We start from the raw sequence: 22,386 nt of genomic DNA on the forward strand, positions 1-22,386 counted from the left end.
CAAAATTACTTTTTGACGGATATGGGGAGTTTCCCCTTTGCTTGTATTTTGTCCAGAAAATGTTGCGCGGCCACGTTTTGAAACAGCTCTAAATCTTGATAGACTATTACTACGGCACTTGCATTTTCATAGTTCATATGTTTTAAAACATATGGATTGCCAAATAAATACAGTACGGTGTTTTTTGTAGTTATCAGTTCGTTTACGATTTGAAGTTCTTTCTCCGTAAACCCGAATTTGTTGACCGGCTTAATTTGAGGTGGAAACAGGGCCAAAAGGATATTCTCTTCGGTTTCGATGGTTTTTGAACTATCCATCCGGCTGACTTCGGAGAAAGTCCGGGAATCAAATGGTTTACTTTTTTGAATAGCGTTAAAAAATAAATTATCCGTTGAACGGGATATTTCAACACCTAAAAAACCTTCCTCCTTGAATTTTGATATTTCAGTTCTTGTTCCTTTGAAAAGGGTAAGACTTTGCTTGGCCAATTTTGTGTTGAGTTCATTGTTGTTTTCAAGTTCTGAATTTGAACCCATTTCTTGGACTGCAAAAACCTTCTTTTTAAGTTCCCAGATACGTTCAAAACTTTTTTCAATTTGATGGTGAGTAGCATTTTTTAGGATGGTCTCGATTCCCTCTTTTGGATGTTCCGCAAAACAAAGGACGTCATTGCCTGCATCAAAGGCCAACCATTCCAATTCTCCTTTTTTTGGGTAGTTTTTGGAAACTGCATGCATATTTAGCGCATCCGAAATTACAATTCCATCAAATCCCATTTCTTCCCGAAGTAATCCTTTAATGATGTCCTTGGATATGCTTGAGGAAATGCGTTTGCCATTTGCCAAAGCCGGAACGGATAGGTGACCCACCATTACCGAATCAACTCCTTCATCAATTAATTTTTGAAAGGGGTACAACTCATTTTCAAGAAGTTCTTGTTTCGATTTATCGATTAATGGCAGCCCTAAATGGGAATCAACGGAGGTATCCCCATGGCCTGGAAAATGTTTTATACTGGTTAGCACACTCTCACTCTGTGAGCCCTTTATGTAAGCAAGAGCCTTTTGCAAGACCGAATCCTTGTTCTCCCCAAACGAGCGATACCCAATTACCGGATTTTCTGGATTGTTGTTTATGTCTGTTACAGGGGCCAAATTCCAGTGAATGCCTGCTGCTTTACAATCCCGAGCTATATTTCGTCCAACTTCATAGATGAGATCGTTATTATCCTGAATGGCGCCAAGCGTAATGGCGTATGGGTATTGCGGAGTATTCTCGATGCGCATGGCAAGCCCCCATTCTGCGTCGATGGCAATGAGCAAGGGATATTTTGCTATATTTTGATACCGATCGATAAGCCGCTTCAGGGTATCAAAGCTACGTTTGTTATAGATTACTTCCTTTTTACCTTCGTAATTGGTAGCCGCACTGGCGCGGCTGTGGAAAAAACAAAGTCCTCCGATGGCATGCTCCTTAATCAGCTTTTCCAATTTTTGAATTTCGACTTCCGAATCGTTGATGAAAGCTGCAGGCATAAACAACTGACCGATTTTTTCGGCCTGTGAGAATGGTGTGGAACTCCATTTTTGGATGCTTGTCTTACTCATTTCCAGACGTTTTTTTGCCATAATCTGCAGGATATTTGATATATCGCAATAGAAATAGGGCGGGCAGTGCCGCGAGGACCACCCAGATAAAGAACCCACCATATCCCAACCAACTCTGCATATAACCACTAAGCATTCCTGGAAGCATCATTCCCAGTGCCATAAATCCGGTTGCAATTGCATAATGGGAAGTCTTGGATTTTCCTTCAGCTATATAGATGAGGTACATAAGGAAGGCTGCAAAACCAAATCCATAACCAAATTTCTCAAACACCACAGTGGCCGTTACGGCAACAATATGATCGGTTTGGGTCTGGGCCAAAATGGCATACAGTATATTTGGAACGTTTAACGAAAGTACCATAGGAAGCATCCATTTTTTTAAGCCATCTCGCGAAATAAGGATTCCGCCTAAAATTCCACCTATAGAAAGCATTATTACGCCAACCGTTCCGAAAATGGTACCGAGTAACTCGGTTGAATATCCCAGACCTCCTTTTTCCGGAGGATCCAGTAAGAAGGGAGCGGCCATTTTTACTAATTGTGACTCTCCCAAGCGATAGGTGAGTATAAAAGCCAAAGCAATGCCGATATTCGGTTTTTTAAAAAAAGATGTGAATACTTCCAAAAACCCTTTGGGTTTGTCAAGGGATATGGAAGAAGAAGATTCATACTTAGGGGCAACAAAAAAATTGGAAGCGGTCAATGCCAGCATTAAGAAAGCAGTTGCCGTTATGGTAATACTCCATGCCTTGGTATTGTCCCCATAATGGTTTTCCAAAAAACCGGCCAGAATCACGATAAGTCCTTCGCCAGTAACCATGGCCAGCCGATAAAAAGTACTACGTATACCTACAAAAAAGGACTGTTTTTTTTCGCTAAGTCCGATCATATAATAACCGTCCGAGGCAATATCATTGGTGGCCGAGGCAAAGGCCGCCATCCAAAAACAGGCTAAGGTGGTTACAAAGAACAAATTGGTCGGTAAACTGAGGCCCACACCGAAAAGTGCCAATGCGATGACCAATTGCATGGCCAAAAACCAATTTCGTTTGGTACTCTTTAAATCAACAAACGGGCTCCACAAAGGCTTTAGCACCCAGGGTAAATACAACAAACTGGTGTACAGGCCAATGTCATCATTGCTAATGCCTAGTTTCTTGTACATGATTACAGATACTGTTACCACTATGACATAGGGAAGGCCTTGGGTGAAGTATAAAAAGGGTACCCAGGCCCAGGCCCTTTTATCTTTTTGAATCATACGGGTCAGTTTGGTTTAAATGTATGACAATCGGTTCGCTTTCCCTACCAAATTTATCAAGAAAGGTGAGCGCGATGTGCTTTCTGTCGCGTACCCATTTCTTGTCGATTTCTATTTGGTCTTTAGTGCCTAGATAAATCTTGGCCAACAACTTTTTTATTGGATAATTCGATTTTACTTTTTTCCCAGAAGCGTAGCACAAAGCATATGGATATACTTCAGGGTTATCCAGGCTTATCCGTATGACATCCTTCTCATTAAGAACGGAAACGATACTTATTTTATCCTGGCGAGTACTATCTGCCCATGGTGAAATTGGAGTAAGTGCATCCAAGTTATAGTATTTCTTTTTGAGATATTCAACTACGTCCGAGTTATTTTGCATCAGGCTTTTAGCACTGAAAAAAACGTTTCCTTCAACCGCCTCATTTTCACGTGCCAATTTCAACTGATCGGGTAGTTCTTTCTTTCGATTCCAAGAGGAATCACTATTATTTCGGATTTTGTATGTTCCATTTCCGATGTAGAGGTTTGTGTTTTTCGTATTATGGGACCACCAATCTACAATCTTGCGATGTGATGCAACTGGCAGATCCATGCTCCAATACACCTGGGGAACCAGATAATCCATCCAGCCTTCTTCCATCCAAAGCAATGGATCTGCATAAAGGTCATCGTAAGTGGTTTGTCCCGCCTTGGTATCCGAGCCTTTAGGGTCGGTCGAATTGTTTTTCCATACCCCAAAAGGACTTATACCAAATTGCACCCAAGGCTTTTTGGATTTTATGGACCGGTGAACATTTTTAACAAGGGAATCTACGTTACTTCGTCGCCAATCTTCCATTGATTGGTTGGCAAGGTGATTGGAGGTATATGATAGGGAATCGCCAAAAACTTCATCTTTAACTTTGTAGGGATAAAAATAATCATCAAAATGGATTGCATCAATTTCGTAGTTCGTGATTAGTTCTTCCATAATAGATACCAAATGTTTGCGTACTTGAGGCAAACCTGGATCGTAATAAAACTTTTTGCCATACTTAATCATCCATTCTGGATGCAAATAATAGTCATGAATGGGACTCAGGATTTCAGTATTAAGATCAAAAGTGGCACGGTATGGGTTGAGCCAAGCGTGAAATTCCATTCCCCGTTTATGGGTTTCGTCTATCATCCATTCCAATATATCAGTACCGGGGGCTTTACCTTCCTGGCCTGTTAAAAAACGAGACCAAGGCGCGTGCTCTGAATCATAAAAGGCATCACCGGCTGCCCTAATTTGTACAATTGCAGCATTGAAGGACATATTCTGGTAAAATTCCAAAATGTCCAAGTAGTCTGCCTTTTGTTTTTCTAGGGTATCCTTGCCGCTTTTGGGCCAGTCTATATTGACCACGGTTGCGACCCAAAAACCGCGGAACTCCCTTTTAGGTTTAGGGATGGGTTTGAAGATACTACAGGAGGTCGCCAATACTAGAATTAGAAGAAAATATGGTTTTCCTGGCATTATGGTTTTCGAAAGATTTAATACATAAAATTGTCATTCCGAATATAGTCGGGAATTTTTGCAAATGGCTAATCATGTAAAGAAATCCCTCTTTACCCGGAATGACAAAAAACAATTTTAGGCCTAACGTCTACAAGTCCTATTCTAGCTTATATCTGACGAAGGCCTCCATGGCTGCATAATCCGCTAGACCCAAGGCATTATATTTTGCAGCGGTATCTTTATTGCGTTCTTCCGCACGCATCCAAAACTCTCTGGAGTCCTCGCCTTGGAACATAACACCATCCTTCTGCGATTGATGACAAAATATAGCGTTACGTTTCCGGAGCACTTGATCAGGACTCAGAGGGACGGCCATCTCTATTTGGTCCACATCCCATTCATGCCAAGCACCCCGATACAGCCATAACCAGCAATCCTCCATGAAAGGCTCTGATTTTAGTCTTGCCATAGCCTCGAAAACCGCATCCAAACAAACTTTATGGGTGCCATGTGGATCGGCCAAGTCCCCTGCCGCATACATCTGGTGTGGCTCTACAGTCTTAATGATATCCATCATAATTTTAATATCCTCTTCGGATAAATTATTTTTTTTGATGGTTCCCGTCTCGTAGAACGGCAAATCTAAAAAATGGACATTCGAGTCTTCCAGGCCTAAATAACGCGTAGCAGCATAGGATTCACCCCTTCTGATGTTACCTTTCAAATTTCTCACTTCCAAAGAGTCGACGCTACTTTCTTTCTTGGACTTGATGGTATCTATAATGGTCTGTGCCTCATGGGAGGATGATATTCTTTTGGAAATCTCGGCATATCGTAAGGCATCCTTGTCAGAAACTGCAATGTTGCCGGAAGTCTGGTACGCTACATGCACCTCATGGCCCTGATCTACCAATCGATCAAAGGTCCCACCCATGGAAATCACATCGTCATCGGGGTGCGGGCTAAAGATGATGACCCTTTTTTTAGCTGGCTTGGCCCGCTCAGGCCTTTTGGTATCATCGGCATCAGGTTTGCCCCCTGGCCAGCCGGTAATAGTATGCTGAAGCCGGTTGAACATACGTATGTTCAGGTCATAGGAGTCCTCTTGGGCCAATAGGCCAGACATGCCGTTATCGTTATAGTCCTTATCCGTAAGGTGAAGGATTGATTTGTCGACAGTACTACACAACCAGACTACCGCCTTGGCAGTGAGATTGTCTGTCCAATCCAATGACTCATCCACTAGCCAAGGTGTCTTATTTCTAGTGAGCTCGCTACCCGCAGCTTTATCCAAAACAAACGTGCAGTTCTCGTGCTCTTGTAAATAGGTTGCGGGAACTTGAGGGGATATTTCTCCTTCAATGGTTTTTTTTATAATACCCGCTTTGTTTTGGCCCCATGCCAAGAGCACAATTCTTCGCGCGCTTCTAACAGTGGCAATTCCCATGGTAATGGCCTTCCGTGGTACATTATCGATACCTAGAAATGCGGGGGCCGCATCCACTCGTGTAATGTGGTCCAGTGTAATTACCCGGGTCCCGGAATTATAATGCGAACCCGGTTCGTTGAAGCCTACGTGACCTGTTCGGCCGATGCCGAGCAATTGAAAATCAATGCCTCCGGCCTCTCTTATTTTCTGTTCATAGGCCAAACAGTATTCTTTGGTACTTTCGGAGGATATCATTCCATCTGGAATGTTGATATTTTCTGGCAATATGTCTATATGGTCAAACAATTGTTCGTGCATGAAATGGAAATAGCTCTGCCTATTTTCCTTATCCATGGGCAAATACTCGTCCAAATTAAAGGTAATTACGTTTTTAAAGCTTAAGCCTTCTTCTCGATGCATTCGGACCAGTTCATCATAAACGCGGATCGGGGAAGACCCCGTTGCAAGCCCTAATACACAGGCTTTGCCTTTAGATTGTTTTTTTCGAATCAACTCAGCAATTTCCTCCGCTACCTTCGCGGAAGCTTCGTCGGAACTTTCAAAAATCACGTTGTGAATCTTTTCAAAACGTGTTTCCTCGAACTGACCCGCTGGTTTATAGGTTATGTCCTTTTTTTTGATTTCTATCATGGTTTTAGCTGATTTTTTCAAGTCTGTTTATTCGCGTTTTTTTCATTTCCCTTTTTCATACGATAGCCCAATTTCGCAGGCGATTTTGATATTGTCGCAAAGGTAATAAATAAAATATATCTCTGCGGTATTTTGCTATTTTTTTTGCTGTTTTTTGCTATAATTAATATTATTTAATACTTTATTTACTATATTTTAACCTTGATAACCTCTAAAAACAGTAAAAAACGGCATATAGTTTTATTTCTTATCTTTGCAATTGAAATGTAATCGTACCTGCTTTTTATGCTAAAAGAGGAAAGACAACGGACTATATTGAACGAAGTGGAATTGCACAACAGAGTGCAATTGACCGATATAGCTGAAATTTTGGATGTCTCCATCGATACCGTACGAAGAGACGTTAAGGAACTTGACGCGGAAAATAAGCTAAGAAAGGTCCATGGTGGGGCTGTTTCTTTGGGATTTATTGGTAGCAGTACTCGAAGCACAAATGTCTATGCACTTGATCGTAAAATCAAAATTGCAGAGAAAGCGGTCGCCCTACTAAAGGATGGAGGTGTAATTTTCATCGATGGCGGAACCACTTGTATGGAATTGGCGCGATTGATACCGGCCAAGCTCCAGTTGACCTGTTTTACCTTTAGTCTGCCTGTGGCCATGGAATTGATTTCCAAACCTAATACTACCGTTATTTTCATTGGTGGTGAAATCTCCAAGGATGGCCAAATTTCAGTGGGGCCCAGTACAATTCATAATTTATCGGAGATTCGGGTGGATTATAGTTTTATAGGGACTGGTTATGTGGATTCATTTTATGGGTTGACCGAATTCGATTGGGACATTGTCCAAGTCAAAAAAGCGGTAATAAAGTCCTCGAAAAAAACGGTACTTTTATCCATTTCAGAAAAGCTAAATTCCCAACATCGCTATAAAACGTGCGATATCAATGCTATTGATACTATGATTACGGAATTAGATCCTGAAAACAATCTTTTGAACCTTTTTAGAAACCACGATTTACGCATACTTTGAACTATGGATTACAAAAAAATTACAGAGACCCCTTCAAATTACGACCACTTGGAACAAATGGATACAACATCCATCCTTACCAATATGAACAAAGAGGACCAAAAAGTGGCCGAAGCAGTTGCTTTGGCCATTCCCCAGATAACAAAGTTGGTAGACGAACTGGCTGTTAGATTTTTAAAGGGGGGCAGACTCTTTTACATTGGTGCCGGAACCAGTGGTAGATTGGGCATTTTAGACGCTTCTGAGATTCCTCCAACCTATGGAATGTCCCATACACGGGTCATTGGTCTAATTGCCGGGGGCGATGTAGCCATTAGAAAATCAGTGGAACATGCCGAAGATGATACCCAACTAGCTTGGAAAGATCTCATGGCCTATGATATTAACGAGAATGATGTTGTAGTTGGTATTGCTGCCTCGGGCACCACGCCCTATGTTATAGGCGGTATCCTGGATGCACGGGCCAATGGTCTCATAACGGCAGGAATAACCAATAATCCAGGTTCGCCTTTGGCAGTAGAAGCTGATATTCCCATTGAAATGAATGTGGGTCCTGAATTTGTTACGGGAAGTACACGAATGAAAAGCGGTACATCCCAAAAATTGGTCCTGAATATGATTTCAACTGCTTTGATGATAAAAATTGGAAGGGTAAAAGGAAACAAGATGGTAAATATGCAACTCAGTAACAACAAGTTGGTGGACCGAGGTACCAGATACGTTTCCGAAGGATTAGGAGTTGACTACGACAAGGCTAAAGAATTACTAGAAAAATATGGTTCTGTAAAAAAGGCGTTGGAGGAGGAGAGCTAAAAGAAAGATTTTTTAAAGATATAGATCGTTATGGGCCTTAGTGGCCGTGCTACACTAGTCCTCTGAAATCAGCTCAACTTCCGTTGGGGTAACCATTTCATCCGAAGCATTGCCCCATGAATTGAGGATAAAATTCATGACATCGGCAATTTCTTCTTCTTCCAATCCCATTGGCGGCATTGTGTTGTTGTAAGTAACACCATTGACCATAAGTTCGCCCTGTTGTCCATATTTAATTCCACGGATGCTTTCTTCCCGGTAGGTCAATAAGTAATCCGAACCGGCCAAGGGTGGGAAAGTATTGGCAACACCTTCACCTGTTCCTTGGTGACAGGTAATACAAAAGTCTTGATAGATTTCACTCCCCCGTTGTATACTTTCTTCCAGCTCTTTATCTTGAAAAAAAAGAATCGCAAGCCCAGTAATGGTGGCGAAATATATAAAAAGAAAAAATTTCACGAAAACAAGGGTATGGTGTTAAACATCTAAAAAGTGTTATCTAAAAAATAAGAATAGCATCAACTACCCTTAGGCACCAGTTTGTAAATTCCCTTACCCTCAACGGAAACATATATCAACCCGTCCGGTCCTTGCTTTACATCCCGAACACGGCCTATATCCGCCATTAATTTTTCTCGATTTACTACCTTATTGCCGTTGAGTTCCAATCGTTCCAAATATTGGAAGGCCAAGGAACCTACCAAAACACTCCCTTTCCAACTTCCATAGTTATCCGTAGTAACAAAAGCCATACCGCTAGGCCCTATGCTGGGTACCCAATAATGTACAGGCTGTTCCATACCCTTCATCTCGGTTTTATCCGTAATTGGAGTACCACTGTAGTTTATGCCGTAGGTTATTACCGGCCATCCGTAGTTGGCCCCTTTTTTGAGCGTATTGATTTCATCACCTCCTTTTGGCCCGTGTTCATTATCCCAAATCTGCCCCGTTTCAGGATGCCTGACCAAGCCTTGCGGGTTTCTATGGCCATAACTAAAAACTGCTGTTTTGGCGCCATCAGTGTTTACAAAAGGGTTGTCGTTCGGGATACTTCCATCATCGTTTAAGCGATAGATTTTACCTCCATCCCTCTTAATATCCTGCGGATTTACATCGCGGTTGCCACGGTCACCTACCGAAAAATAAAGATATCCCTCGTTATCGAAAGCGATTCGGGAGCCAAAATGTTGCCCTTTAGTAGTATTTGGGCCTGCCTTGTATAATAGTTCAATTTCGGTCAATGCATTATCACTCAGTTTGGACCTAATCAATGCGGTATTCCCTCCCTTATCTTCGCCTTCTTCGGAAGAATAGGTGATATATAGCCATCCATTATTTTCATAATCGGGATGAAGTTCTATGTCCAATAGTCCGCCTTGGCCCCTTTGATAGACCTCTGGGACGTTTTTTATTTCCGTCTTTTTTCCATCCTTAAAATGAATTATTTCCCCGGATTTTTCAGTCACCAGCATACCACCGTCAGGAAGGAATGCCATGCCCCATGGAATCTGTAGCCCATCGATTAAAAGTTCTGCCGTAAAGGGGATTTCGGAAGGGTCATTTACCTGATTTTCAGCATCCTGAGCGCAAGAAAAATTAAGCGTTATAACGATTAAATACAGGTATACGATACTATTTTTCATAATTTGACGTTAAAAGAAATATTATAAGGTAACAATTTTGTCTAAAGATAAATAGAAAATATAAGTTTAAACAATTACACCAAAGAATATTCTGATCCCAAATCACGCATATTCTTGCCAAAACTGTACTTAACCTATGCTCCCAAGAAAACCACGGCATACCCTGTATGCCCTACTATTGATAGCGCTGTCAATAGTATGTACATCGGCCATAGCAAATACAAAAGTTTATAGTTTTATAAGTGATGTTGTCTCCGTATTGGAAAAACCTGCTCCAGAGACAGGGGATTCCGAGATAAAAACCTCTACACTTAAGACTTCCGACTCCTACAATTCCAAAAATGTCAATTCTGGGGAATTAGTTGCTCCTCCTATGTTTATGACTATTATCCAAGGGGCGGATGAGGAAGTGGGCTGTAGTACCAATGGATTAACCGTAGCCAGGTTCAACCTTTGTGGGGATTCTGACGATAGAATAATATCACTGTCCGGAAGTCCGGGCTCTGTTTCCTGGCAAATCCTAAATGGAGGATGTTCACCGGATATTAACGAAGATTGTCCAAATACCAATACGGGATGTTATACTCAAGTAGGTACAGGAGCTACCTTCAATTTGACGGCAAGTAGTATTCCGGCAACAACAGGGGCAGAGTTTAGGGTGGTTGCCGATGGTACCAGCTATTATTTCAAGGTAAAGAAAAGTACCATTACCCAAGCCTTTGTAAAAAACGACTTTATCTGTGGTGTGCCGGGAAGAATTCAGGTGACCAATCTTTCCAGTGCCTATGAATTCAGTATAGACAACGGAAGTGGGTTCGGACCATGGCAAGGGCCTATTTTTGATAACTTAACCCCTGGGACCTACATTGTAAAGGCTCGATTAAGAAATACTCCAAATACATGTGAATATCCATACCAACCCATCACTATTGACCAATTGGATATTGATATCGATGTAACCTTTACCGATGCCCTTTGTGCAGGGGATACGGGTACCATAACGGTAACGGCCAACAATGTTCCTGGCCCCTTCAAATATACCTTGCTCAATTCGAGTGGTGTAGCTCAAGAGTTTACGGCCTTTATACCGGACAATCCCTATACGTTTTCTGCCGTAGGTTTTGGTACCTATATCGTACAGGTAGAAACCCAGCAATGTACCGGCGATCCGTTAAATGGTATTGATCCACCAAGACAGAGTTTGGACACGGGAGGTAATCCTATAGTTATTGGTAATGGACTCACGCCATTGGATGCCTCCACTGAAGTAAATGAAAGTTTCAATACAGACCCTAGCTGTAGCCCTGCGGATATCCCGATTATTGTCCGTACAACCGGAGGTTCACCCCCATATACCTTTACGGTGAATGGAATTGCACCTGCGCCTACCCCAGTACCCTATCCTTACAATTCCCAAACTGAATTTAGGGTTAGTACAGCGGGTACTTATGACTTTGTTATTACCGATAGCAACGGATGTACCATAAACGCCTCCGCCAATGTTGCAGAATTAGACCCTCCTGATATCACGGCTACCGGAGTGGATGGTGACTGTACCAATGGTGGAAATCGGATAAATATAAACGTTATTGATGCCAATGGGTATAATCTATCCTTTAGGGCGGATGCAGGCGATCCTTGGGAGACCAATCCTGTTTTATCGGTTCCTGATGGGACATATAGTCCTCAAGTACGTTATCAACAAGGTACATTTGATTGTATTTTGGACATTGATTCGGATGATGACGGGACACCGGACAGCATTACAGTGACCGGTGTAGGCCCAATTGTGGGTTCGGCGACCAAAATTTCGGATCGTACATGTGATGGTTCAGGGGGCACTAATGGAGGACAAATCGATTTTGTCGGCCCATTTTCTGGAGGTTCCGGAAGCGGTTATGTGTTCAGTATAGATGGATTGAATTTTTCAGCTACACTTTCCTATCCGGGTCTAGTACCTGGTACCTATACCCCTATTATTGAAGATGGGGGGGGATGTCGTTTAGAGCTTACCCCGATAACTATTTTGGATGTGGATCCTCCTACAGATCTGGATTTTGTACAAAGTAATAGCAACTGTACCACAAGCACTTCGGACGTTCAATTGGTTCCTACAAGCAACGCTCCCATAATAAATTATTCCATAATAAGTCCAATAACATTGGATAATGGGGCTAGCGATACCTTTGTCGGTTTAAGTACAACAACTTCATACATCTTTCAAATTACGGATGCCAATAATTGTATTTATCAAGAAGGATTTAGTCCAGCCCTAATAAGCTCTATTCGGGCCCGAGTAAAATCAGGAGGAGACTTAAGGGTATGTAATGGTGCTACCGATGGTTCTGGCACCTTCTTGATTGACGGTTTTAGCAATAACTATACCTATGATATTAATGGTGGACTCTTTACAGGAGGACCACAGAACGGCGGAGAGGTTATTCTACCACCCTCTGGCGCTGGAACCTATACGATTACCGTAACCGATGTGGATACGGGTTGTACGGATACGGCCTCCTTTGATATACAGGAATCTAGCTTGTTGACCTTGACAGGTACTATTACACCCATGAGCTGCGCCAACAATAACTTGGGGCGGGTAGTGGCCAACCCTTCGGGTGGATGGGGTAGTAATAGGTATACCTTGATATATCCGGGAGGTGCTACCACAATAGGACCAAAATCCGGACCGACTTTTGGAAACCTGGGCCAAGGTACGGATACTTTGGATCCACTGGATGTTTATACTTTAATTGTAGAAGATTCCGAAGGCTGTACGGCTACCTTTGAATTTGACCTCACCCCGATAGATGCGCCAACATTGGCATTAGACCCTGCTGCTTCAGATTTTTGCTATGTACCGGGTCCAGGAGCCACGGTTGCCGTGACATCCACAGTAGGATCTGCACCGGGCGCCAGTCATCAATACAGAATAAATGGTGGGCCCTTGCAAGCGAGCCCCGTATTTACGGGAATAGCTCCGGGCAATTATACCGTGGAGGTAATAGATGGAAATAATTGTAGCGACACCGTTAGTATGACCATCAATCCGCAATTAAGAGTAAATGCGAGCATTGAAACAGAAATTCCTTGTGGGGGGGCACCGGGTCAAATTAGGGTAGTGGTTACGGGAGGTTACACCTCTGGAGCAGGTCCGAAACAATATGAAGTCAGTTCGGATAATGGCGTAAGTTTTGGTGCACCTATTCCTTTGGCATCCAATAATTTTTTATACGATACCACCACACCGGGAACCTACATATTTCGTGTATCCGATAACAATACTTCGAACAGTGCTTGTACTGCCTCATCTGTACCTGTAATACTTGATCCACCGGTTTCCATTGACCCACCTACCGTTAATGTTACCCCGGCAAGTTGTGGGCAGAACAATAATGGAATTGTGACCATAATCCCGGATGCCACTAGTGGAATTCCCCCATATGAAATTAGTTTTGATGGCGGACCTTTTGGGTCTCAAACCACTTTCTCTAACCTTATCGCCGGAAATACGTATCCTTATATTGTAAGGGATGCCAGAGGCTGTGAAACGCTTCCTGCATCTGTTCTTATTCCTCTGGACGGTACTCCACCGCCTGATGCAAGTGTTTCGCCAACATTGGCAACCTGTTCATTGGGAACTGTGGAAGGAAGCATTCAGGTGACCAGTGTTGCCGGAGGTACCCCGGACTTCACCTATATTTTACAGGATCAATTTGGGGTTGAACTATCTAGAATTGGCCCAACATCCAGCACCAGCGAAACTTTTGGCAATTTGGCACCAGGAATCTATACTGTTGTAACCATAGATGCTTTGGGATGTAGGGATACGGATACGGTAACTGTGGTTCAGACCAGTCTGGATGTGGTACCGGACCCTGTTGTTCCAGTTTGTGATGTCAGTGGCTTTAGCAATACAGTGGAGATTATTGGAGGTGTCGGCCCCAATTTCCTAATTCGTTTGGAAAATGATCCTAATCCACCGGTAACGCCCAATTCTCCACCAAGAAGGCATACTTTTTCAGGATTACAGTACGGGGTTACATATACGGTAGAGGTAACTGATTTAGGTACCAATTGTGTATATTTAGTTGAAATACCACCAGTTGAAGGTCCAACTCCTTTGGATGTTACAGCAACCTCAACCCCAGGATTTTGTGATGTAAACCGCAACGGTGAGATTATATATACGGTTACCGGGTTTACTATTGGAGACGATTTGAGAATTGAATTGTTAAACAATGGCGACGGTACTCGCATAGATCTCCACAACCCTGTAACCACAGTTGCTGATCCCTTTGTGGACAACACTTTACAACTTCCAGGGGACTATCAAATTATAGTGACCAATTTAACGGATAATTGTACGGATGCTACAGGAGTTATTATTGACCAAAATTTACCGTCCATTGATATTTTAAACCTTACCCCCGCCAACTGTAATGCGGATGGCGCAATTACGGTGCAAGGAAGTGGTGGGGCCGGAGGTCCATACACATTTGCCTTTATGCCGGTCACGGTTACACCGACGCCGGGTGATTTTGGCACAGCTACGACATTTACAGGGCCTGCGGGCAACTATGATGTTTATGTTATGGACTCAAGCGGATGTACTTCTTTCGCCATTGCGGAGATTATCCCCTTATCACCTGCATTGCCTACACCTATGTTTATAGTAGAAAATCAATGCGACGTTACTTCCACCTCGTTTGACATCGTTGTACAAGTACCATCTACAGTGGACACTCCGAGATTTACCCTTGGAGGAGATACCCAATTTGGCGTATTGAATGGTGGCGGTACCTTGTATGAATACACCTTCAATGTGAGCACCCCGGGGGACTATATAGTGGACGTTGTGGATGCGGATGGCTGTACAAGTCAAGGTACTGCAACCGTTTATGAATTTCTCTCGGCTTCAGGTGGATTTTCTACACTTTCCACATGTAATGCCGCGGATGGCGTAATTACCATTTCTACAATTGGAGGAAGTGGAGACTTTGATTACGATCTTACAGGAACCGATTATTTGGGCGGTGGAGTCAATATCTCCCAGACCAATAATCCGGTTTTCACAAATATGCTGCCCGGTAGCTATCAGGTTACGGTAACCGATAATATCGTATTTGATGGTTCTATCTTCTGTTTCTTTACCGTGAATAACATTAATTTGGACGAGGCTATAGTACCTGCCATAGGCGCGGTTTTGGAAAATGATATATCCTGTAACGGAGCCGACGATGGTAGCATTGATATCATATTGGCACCTGGAACCGATGCAGATGGTCCCATAGAGTACACCTTGTATAATGCAGGGACGACAGCCCCCATTATACAACAGAACGGTTCAGGGTCCTTTACGGGACTTGCGCCAGGTAATTACGATGTAGTAGTCCTTTCTGACCGAAATTGTACAGTGACGGCGCCAAACATACAAATAGACGAACCTCCCGTTTTTTCCATAACGGCAAACGCTCCGGACTTTGCATGTGAACCGGGCGCAAATCGTTTTAGCTCCACCACTATAACAACTACCGTGGTAGACCCGGGGACGGTCGGAAGTGGATATCAATACAGTATTACTGGACATTCCAACTATCAAACGTCTCCTACTTTTGAGATTGTGGATAACGGTTCGGTTCAAAATATTACGGTATATGCCATTGATGGCAATGGATGTAGGCATGAGTTTACGCTGCCGCCTATTAATCCTCCTACAGGGGTAGTTCCCTCAATAATTCAAATAGACCCCTTAAACTGTAGGGATGATGAACGTGTGAGAATTCAGGTAATCGGGACAACGGACTTTACAGTAAGTGCAATTTCTGCCGTTGCTGCTGGACCATGGACCAATACACCAGGAGATAATTTCGTAGATGTGTTTCTGCCCGCAACAGGAGATTATTTATTTGAGGTTCAGGATAATATAGGAGGTTGTGCTTACCCGATGCCTGTGCACACGGTAAATGAACCTATTGAGCCCACTGTGCTTATCGCGGAGGCGAAACCCATCAGCTGTTTTGGTGCAAGCGATGGAGAACTTTCCATTGAAGTGACCGACTATACTGGACAATATACCTATAACGTATACAGTGGAAGTGATCCGGGTAAGACTACCATATTGGCTACGGGAACTTTAGATACGGCCGATAATCCCGAAATCATTGCCGGACTTCCCGGTGGAAATTTCTTTGTGGAAGTAATTTCAATAGCCATGCCTTTCTGTTCTTCGGATAGTAATTCGGCCACAATACGTACACCAAACGGTGCTTTGGATGTTACCGCTATAGAAATTGGTAACGTGAGCTGTAATGATAATACCGGAAGAATAGAGGCTACAGGGACCGGAGGTTGGGATTCCTCTCCTTACCAATATCGATTATTACGAGATGACGGTTCCGGCTATCAAGAGGTAGAGCCTTTTTCTGCCAATAGTGATTTTCAAAACCTGTCCAGTGGCGATTATAGAGTAGAAATACAAGACGTCGAAAATTGTACGGATACTTTCGACATCAATCTACCTATTGTTCCGCAAATCGATGCAGGTATCCGAGAACCTCAGGCCCTGGTGTGCCCTAACGGTAATAATGCTATTTTGGAGGCTTATGACCCCAGCACCGGGGATGCTTCTACGGCTATTGCGGGGGCAACTGGCGGTGTAGCTGGTGCCGGATACAACTATAGGTTATTGTATTTGAACAGTAATGATAATACGGACATAGTCTCTACAAGTGGTTTACAGAGTTCCCCTACTTTTATTGGGGCCAGCGGTGGTTTCATTAGTGGTGGTTGGTACGCTATTGAGGTATCTTCCAGTTATGATTGTATTTTTGTGACACCTCCCTATTTTGTAAGCCCACCTCCACCAGTAGAACCTAGGTTGGTACAGACCAGAGTGCCGGGTTGTGGCGGCCAAGGAGAAATAGAATTAAGGATAGAAAATCCCGACCCCTTATTTACATATGAATTTCAACCTGTGGAAAATGGTGTCGTAGTCGGTCCTTATCAAGATATGACAGGTACTTCACAGCGTTTTCCCGGGGACGCCGGAATCACCTATCAATTTGACGTGCGTAAAAAGAATGCGGCCAATACTTGTTTGGCCGTCCGCTCTAATGGAATTACCATGACCGATGCTACGGGTATTACGTTATTGCCTAATTTACCGGACGATATTTCCTGTGCTTCTGAATTGGACGGTAGGATAGAATCGTTTGTCAACGGCGGAGTGGGTAACGATTTGTTCTATTTGTACAATGGCGATCCCCAAGATGCCTTTAGTCCAGCGGCTACGTCAACTTTATTTAGAGGGCCGCAGGCAAACGGTACTTTTGAAGGTCTACCCGAAGGTACGGATTATTATATTGCAGTAACCAGTGGAGCTAGTTGTAGCGACATAGCAGGTCCATTTGAAATTGTTAGACCGGAACCTATACTATTTACGGCAGATTCTACACCGGTTACCTGTAGCGGTGAGGAAGATGGAACCATTACTATTGAAGTAACCAGTGGTGGGGTAGGTCTGATACAATTTGCCATAGAGCCAAATTTCAATGAATTCTTTAGTGATCCAGCTACTCCTGGTATATATACGTTCGATGAATTGGCAGTAGGGGATTATGAGATTTTGATTCAGGATGAAAATGGTTGTTTTGAGAAGGATGTCATATCCGTAATAGAACCGCCGACCCTACAGATAAGTAATTTACAGACCACACCTGAACTCTGTATCGGGGCCAATGACGGTACCGTAGTGTTCAATATTGTTGGAGGTACACCCTTTAATGATCCTTTGATAAGTCCAACACCTTATTTTGAATACAAGATTGAAATGATAGACCCTGTAAATGAAACAGGTACCGGGGTATTTGCACCGTATGATGGGGGAATCATCCAAAACCTTCAAGGTGGTGCTTCGTATGCTTTATACATTCAGGATGCCAATGGGTGTGATACTTCGGACGTGTTTACTATTGGTATTGGAGTGGATCTTACCGCAGAACCAATAGTGCAATATGGCTGTGAGGGTATTTTTCCCAATAGTACCGCCACCGTAGAAATGCAGGATAACAGCTTGTTGCCAAGGTTATTGTTTGCCTTGGACGTAGATGATATTACCCAAGCTGATGCCGCAAGAACATGGGGCGATTTACCCCCTGGAGATCATACCGTCTATATCTATCATGAGAATGGCTGTACCAATTTTGTTGAGTTCAGCATCGATGCCTATAATCCATTAACGCTTACTGCAGTAAAAACTGGACCCGATGAAATTACCGCCACTGCGGAAGGAGGTTTTGGCGGATATGAGTTCTTTTTCGATGGTGAATCATACGGAACGGAAAACATATATAGGACCAATGTAAGCGGCACTGTAGAAGTACGAGTGGTAGATCAAAATGGTTGTGTGGCCGTAGTTCCTATTCCATTCTTGTTTACAGGGATGTTGGAAATCCCGAACTTCTTTACACCGGATGGGGATAACAACAATGACCTCTGGGTAATCAATGGACGGGAATTCTTCCCTAATATTGAAGTCAAGATTTATGATAGATATGGCCGGGTGGTAGCTATTCTGGATCAAGTAAAAAATTGGGACGGCACCTATGAGGGCAGTGAACTTCCAACAGGGGATTACTGGTATGTGGTAAATCAAAATGATGCCAGAAGTACACGATATGTGGGACACTTTACGTTATACAGATAATATTTTCTGGTAAAGCGATAATCTAACTATAGGCGGACATTTCAAAAATGTCCGCCTTTTTTTATTCTTATTTTTCTGTATCTTATTTGATAAAATGATATCAAGCTTCCAAGGTAGTTTTTAGTATTTTCATTTTTTTGAACTTTCGGAATAGTTCAAAAATGATAAGGCGTATTTGGCCGTATCCCTAGAGTTTGTTCAATAGGATATTGTGATACTTTTTTTTAAATACCTTCTATAAGCAAAGACGTTCCCACCGATTTTGGGAGAATATAGATTAAATAGTACTCAAGACATAAGGTAACATAATTAGAATCCATCCAATGAAAATTAAAAAGTACATTTTAATCCTTTATACTTTCATTATTGCTACGAGCTCCTTGGCCCAGCAAGATATTCTCGATGGATGGACTTATATCCAAATAGATAGTACAAAACAAAAGTGGGGCGATTGGAACGAACCCAATTGGTTACGGTACTTCGGATTGGATGCTGGGGATGTAAACAATGACGGTAATCTTGATATTGTATCCGGAAGGTATATATATCATAATCCTGGCAAGGGAATGGAGGGGCATTGGAAACGAACAGTTTTAGATGATAATGTAGATGCCATTCTTTATATAGATGTTGATGGCGACCCCTATGGAGATATCATAGCTATGGCTTTGCCTGATCTGTATTGGTATGAAGCAATTGATACCGAAGGAACGCGATATAAAAGACGTTTGATCGGGCAGGTACCTGCTACGAGCCATGTAAATAGTCAAGGTTTTGAAAAAGCAAATCTGGTTACTACGGGACGTTCCGAATTTGTGATTGCTGGGAATGGAAATATTTATGCCATTTCAATACCTGAGGCCAATGCCGATGCCATAGATTGGAAAGTGAACATGATTTGTGAAAATACTTCGGATGAAGGTATAGGAGTAGGAGATATAGATGGAGATGGAGACTTGGACATAGCTGCCGGCCGAAGACCGGATGGTGAAGATGAACCAAAAATTTTGGTTTGGTATGAAAATCCGGGAAATATTGAAACACTATGGAAAGAGACTATAGTGGGTCGGAGTGAACATCCCATAGACAGAGTGGAAATAGCTGACCTAAATGGAGATGGGAAGACGGATATCGTTATAACGGAGGAACGCTATCCTGGATTGGAGCCTGATGCCAATTTTTGGTGGTTTGCACAACAGGATTCAATGAATTGGGAGCGCAACAGGATTGTTACCCAATACTCCATCAACAATTTGGATATTACAGACCTGGATCAAGATGGGGATATTGATTTACTCACTGCAGAACATAAGGGTGAAAACCTGGAATTACAATTGTGGAAAAATGATGGAAAGGGAAATTTTTCCAAGACCGTAATCGATACTGGAAAGGAAAATCATTTGGGGACCCAATTTGTGGACTTGGACAATGATGGCGATTTGGACATCATAGGAGCAGGTTGGGACCAGCACAGATATATGCATGTTTGGAGAAACGATGCCGTAAAATCCTCTAAATCGGGAATGTTGCCCAAGGAATATCAAAGAGTTCCGGATAGCCTGGGAGATTACGGAAAATTACAGCATGCCGATGGAAAATTGGATTACGCCAGTAATGAGAACTCGTTTCAGAAAGATGGTTATAAGGATAACTATAATCTCCTAAATCAAGTCAAGAACAATGTTGGTATATCACAAAGTATGTATGAAAGTAGACCACATTTCATTGTACATACAAAAGGTGCCACATATTATTTTGATAGAGCTGGAGGAGGATTCTCCAGAATATTGGATGCTTATGGGAATGATTGGGTAAGTTACAGAAGAGAACCCTGGGATCAATACCCTGCTTCCGCAGCATCCGCTTTCAGGGGGTTGCCCAATCTGGTGTTCAAATCGGAGAAAGATAAAGGGGCAGGTCACCCTGGGCATAATAAATGTATTTCGGAAGTGGTATCGGAAAACAAAATTAGGACAAGGACAAAAAGTGGGTTATGGGAATGGGAATGGACTTTTTTTGAGAACTACGCCGTTTTGGAGGTTTTAATAACGGATAACACACCCTATTGGTTTTTGTACGAAGGAACACCGGGAGGATCATTTATACCGGAAATTTCCATCTATGGAACAGATGTTTCCGGACCAAATTCTGAAATCCCCGATTTTTATAAGGGAGATATTAATTTCAATAACTTTCGTTGGGCCTACTTTAATAAGGAAGGGTTGGACACCGCTTTTTTTGTGGCGCAGATCGATGAGGACGAGCATATGGATATGATGTCGTATCTTGGTAATACCGCGGAAGGTGCGAAGAGCAAGGACGGAATGACGGTCTTTGGTTTTGGTCGTGGTGAAAATACCACACCATTGTTGGAGGGAAAAAACTCGTTCATCATTGGGATGCAGGACTTTGCCGCTGCAGACAAAGGGAGTCACCAAAAAATCTCAGAATACATAAACGAATTGATCAAAGAACATAATCGTTAAACAGAGAGCTAATGAAGAGAGGTATCACCCATGTTTTCCTAGCGGGATTTTTAATAATTACCGGAATTTTCCAATCATGTAGGCAAGAAAAAAGGAAGGAAGCTGTCACCGAATCGGAAACAAAAAAGGAACTGGCATTTAAACAGCGTAAAATTGTGGACAGCGCCAAGTACTGGTGGGCACATACCCCGGCCGATATATCCGGGGATGGTATTGCCGATTTACTTTTCATAAATAATAACTCAGGAGGAGGTTATTTGGGCTACTACAAAGGACAGAAAGAGGATGGCCTCTGGGAATTAAATATTATTGCCGAAAAACCTCCCACCGGAGGACTTTTTGCAAGCGGTGATTTAGAGGCTGCCGATATAGACGGTGATGGGGATACGGATGTGTTTGCGGTAAAACATCCTGGTGAATGGGCGGATGCGGGTGCCACAGCCGAAATTTTTTGGTATGAAAGTGATAATGGTACTTGGAAACCACATACCATTGGTACTGTGCCGGATGCCATAAAAGATGTAAGCTTTGCTGATTTTGATACCGATGGCAAGTTGGATATCGCACTTCTTACGTTTGATGAACATACCTTGAGTATTTTTAAACAAGTAGACAGCGATACTTGGCAAAAGGTGCAATATATAGAGAATGAAGTACTCCATGAGGGTATGGATGTGGGGGATTTGAACAATGACAGGTATCCTGATATTGTAGCGACAGGGATGATTTATTATAACCCGGGCTCGGATTTGACAAAACCTTGGGTAGAAGAAAATTTGGATGAACAATGGAACAATCAAGAAGGGGACTGGTCCAGAAATGGGACGAAAACTTTTATTCGGGATATAGATGGCGATGGACAATCCGAAATCTATATGGGACATTCCGAACGGGCAGGCTATCCCTTGGCGGTCTACCAAAAGTTGGGTGATTCCTGGAATAACATAACCATTGCCGATAGCATTCCGGCATGTCATACGCTACAGGTGTATGACTTTGATCTGGACGGGGATTTTGACGTCATGGCCGGTATCAATAAGGGCAGAGCCGTAAATTTGAACAAAACGAATTTTGATGTTTCTATTTTTATTAACGAAGGTGATTATGCCAATTATGAAAAAATGATAATTGAGACCAATGGCATATACAATGGCCAAGCAGTTGATTATGATGGGGATGGTGATATGGACATCTTTCGATATCCGGATCATGAGGCAACGGACTTTTTTGTTTTGGAAAATCTGATAAATTGAACTCGGCAA

At 42.7% G+C, this 22,386-nt stretch carries 11 protein-coding genes; 5 read left to right on the plus strand and 6 right to left on the minus strand.

Features of this window, described 5'->3' with window-relative positions:
• Positions 1-5 precede the first annotated feature (5 nt).
• From D7Z94_RS24195 to nagB, 4 genes are all read right to left on the minus strand, one after another.
• Complete coding sequence (locus D7Z94_RS24195) at positions 6-1,607, minus strand: glycoside hydrolase family 3 protein (protein WP_120714384.1); 1,602 nt, start codon at positions 1,605-1,607, stop codon at positions 6-8.
• Complete coding sequence (locus tag D7Z94_RS24200) at positions 1,600-2,871, minus strand: MFS transporter (protein ID WP_211341854.1); 1,272 nt, start codon at positions 2,869-2,871, stop codon at positions 1,600-1,602. The genes D7Z94_RS24195 and D7Z94_RS24200 overlap by 8 nt, the downstream gene beginning before the upstream one ends.
• Complete coding sequence (locus tag D7Z94_RS24205) at positions 2,855-4,378, minus strand: glycoside hydrolase family 10 protein (protein ID WP_120714231.1); 1,524 nt, start codon at positions 4,376-4,378, stop codon at positions 2,855-2,857. The genes D7Z94_RS24200 and D7Z94_RS24205 overlap by 17 nt, the downstream gene beginning before the upstream one ends.
• Before the next feature lie 139 nt (positions 4,379-4,517).
• Positions 4,518-6,440, minus strand: coding sequence for a glucosamine-6-phosphate deaminase (nagB, locus tag D7Z94_RS24210; protein ID WP_120714232.1), 1,923 nt, complete (start codon positions 6,438-6,440; stop codon positions 4,518-4,520).
• 285 nt (positions 6,441-6,725) lie between these two features.
• On the opposite strand from nagB, the gene D7Z94_RS24215 reads away from it, so the two are divergent.
• Both D7Z94_RS24215 and D7Z94_RS24220 read left to right on the plus strand, forming a co-directional pair.
• A complete protein-coding gene (locus tag D7Z94_RS24215) occupies positions 6,726-7,475 on the plus strand; it encodes a DeoR/GlpR family DNA-binding transcription regulator (RefSeq protein ID WP_120714233.1) in 750 nt (249 codons plus the stop codon).
• 3 nt (positions 7,476-7,478) lie between these two features.
• Positions 7,479-8,288 carry an N-acetylmuramic acid 6-phosphate etherase gene (locus D7Z94_RS24220; RefSeq protein WP_120714234.1) on the plus strand — a complete coding sequence of 270 codons (810 nt, stop codon included), beginning with the start codon at positions 7,479-7,481 and terminating at the stop codon, positions 8,286-8,288.
• A 54-nt stretch (positions 8,289-8,342) separates the two neighbouring features.
• Here D7Z94_RS24220 and D7Z94_RS24225 read toward each other — a convergent pair whose 3' ends face one another.
• Both D7Z94_RS24225 and D7Z94_RS24230 read right to left on the minus strand, forming a co-directional pair.
• A complete protein-coding gene (locus tag D7Z94_RS24225; RefSeq protein WP_245967297.1) occupies positions 8,343-8,747 on the minus strand; it encodes a c-type cytochrome in 405 nt (134 codons plus the stop codon).
• 59 nt (positions 8,748-8,806) lie between these two features.
• Complete coding sequence (locus D7Z94_RS24230; protein ID WP_120714235.1) at positions 8,807-9,931, minus strand: PQQ-dependent sugar dehydrogenase; 1,125 nt, start codon at positions 9,929-9,931, stop codon at positions 8,807-8,809.
• A gap of 136 nt (positions 9,932-10,067) precedes the next feature.
• On the opposite strand from D7Z94_RS24230, the gene D7Z94_RS24235 reads away from it, so the two are divergent.
• The 3 genes from D7Z94_RS24235 (at position 10,068) to D7Z94_RS24245 (ending at position 22,377) form a co-directional block, all read left to right on the plus strand.
• Positions 10,068-18,638 (plus strand): T9SS type B sorting domain-containing protein, encoded by an 8,571-nt coding sequence (locus tag D7Z94_RS24235; protein WP_120714236.1) that lies wholly within the window; start codon positions 10,068-10,070, stop codon positions 18,636-18,638.
• Between the two features lie 323 nt (positions 18,639-18,961).
• Entirely contained in the window at positions 18,962-21,124 is a 2,163-nt protein-coding gene (locus D7Z94_RS24240; RefSeq protein WP_120714237.1) for an FG-GAP repeat domain-containing protein, read from the plus strand.
• Positions 21,125-21,135: 11 nt separating this feature from the next.
• On the plus strand, positions 21,136-22,377 hold the full coding sequence (locus tag D7Z94_RS24245) for an FG-GAP repeat domain-containing protein (RefSeq protein WP_120714238.1): 1,242 nt from the start codon (positions 21,136-21,138) through the stop codon (positions 22,375-22,377).
• The last annotated feature ends 9 nt before the right edge of the window (positions 22,378-22,386 follow it).

This window comes from Ulvibacterium marinum, from assembly GCF_003626755.1.
Classification (GTDB): domain Bacteria; phylum Bacteroidota; class Bacteroidia; order Flavobacteriales; family Flavobacteriaceae; genus Ulvibacterium; species Ulvibacterium marinum.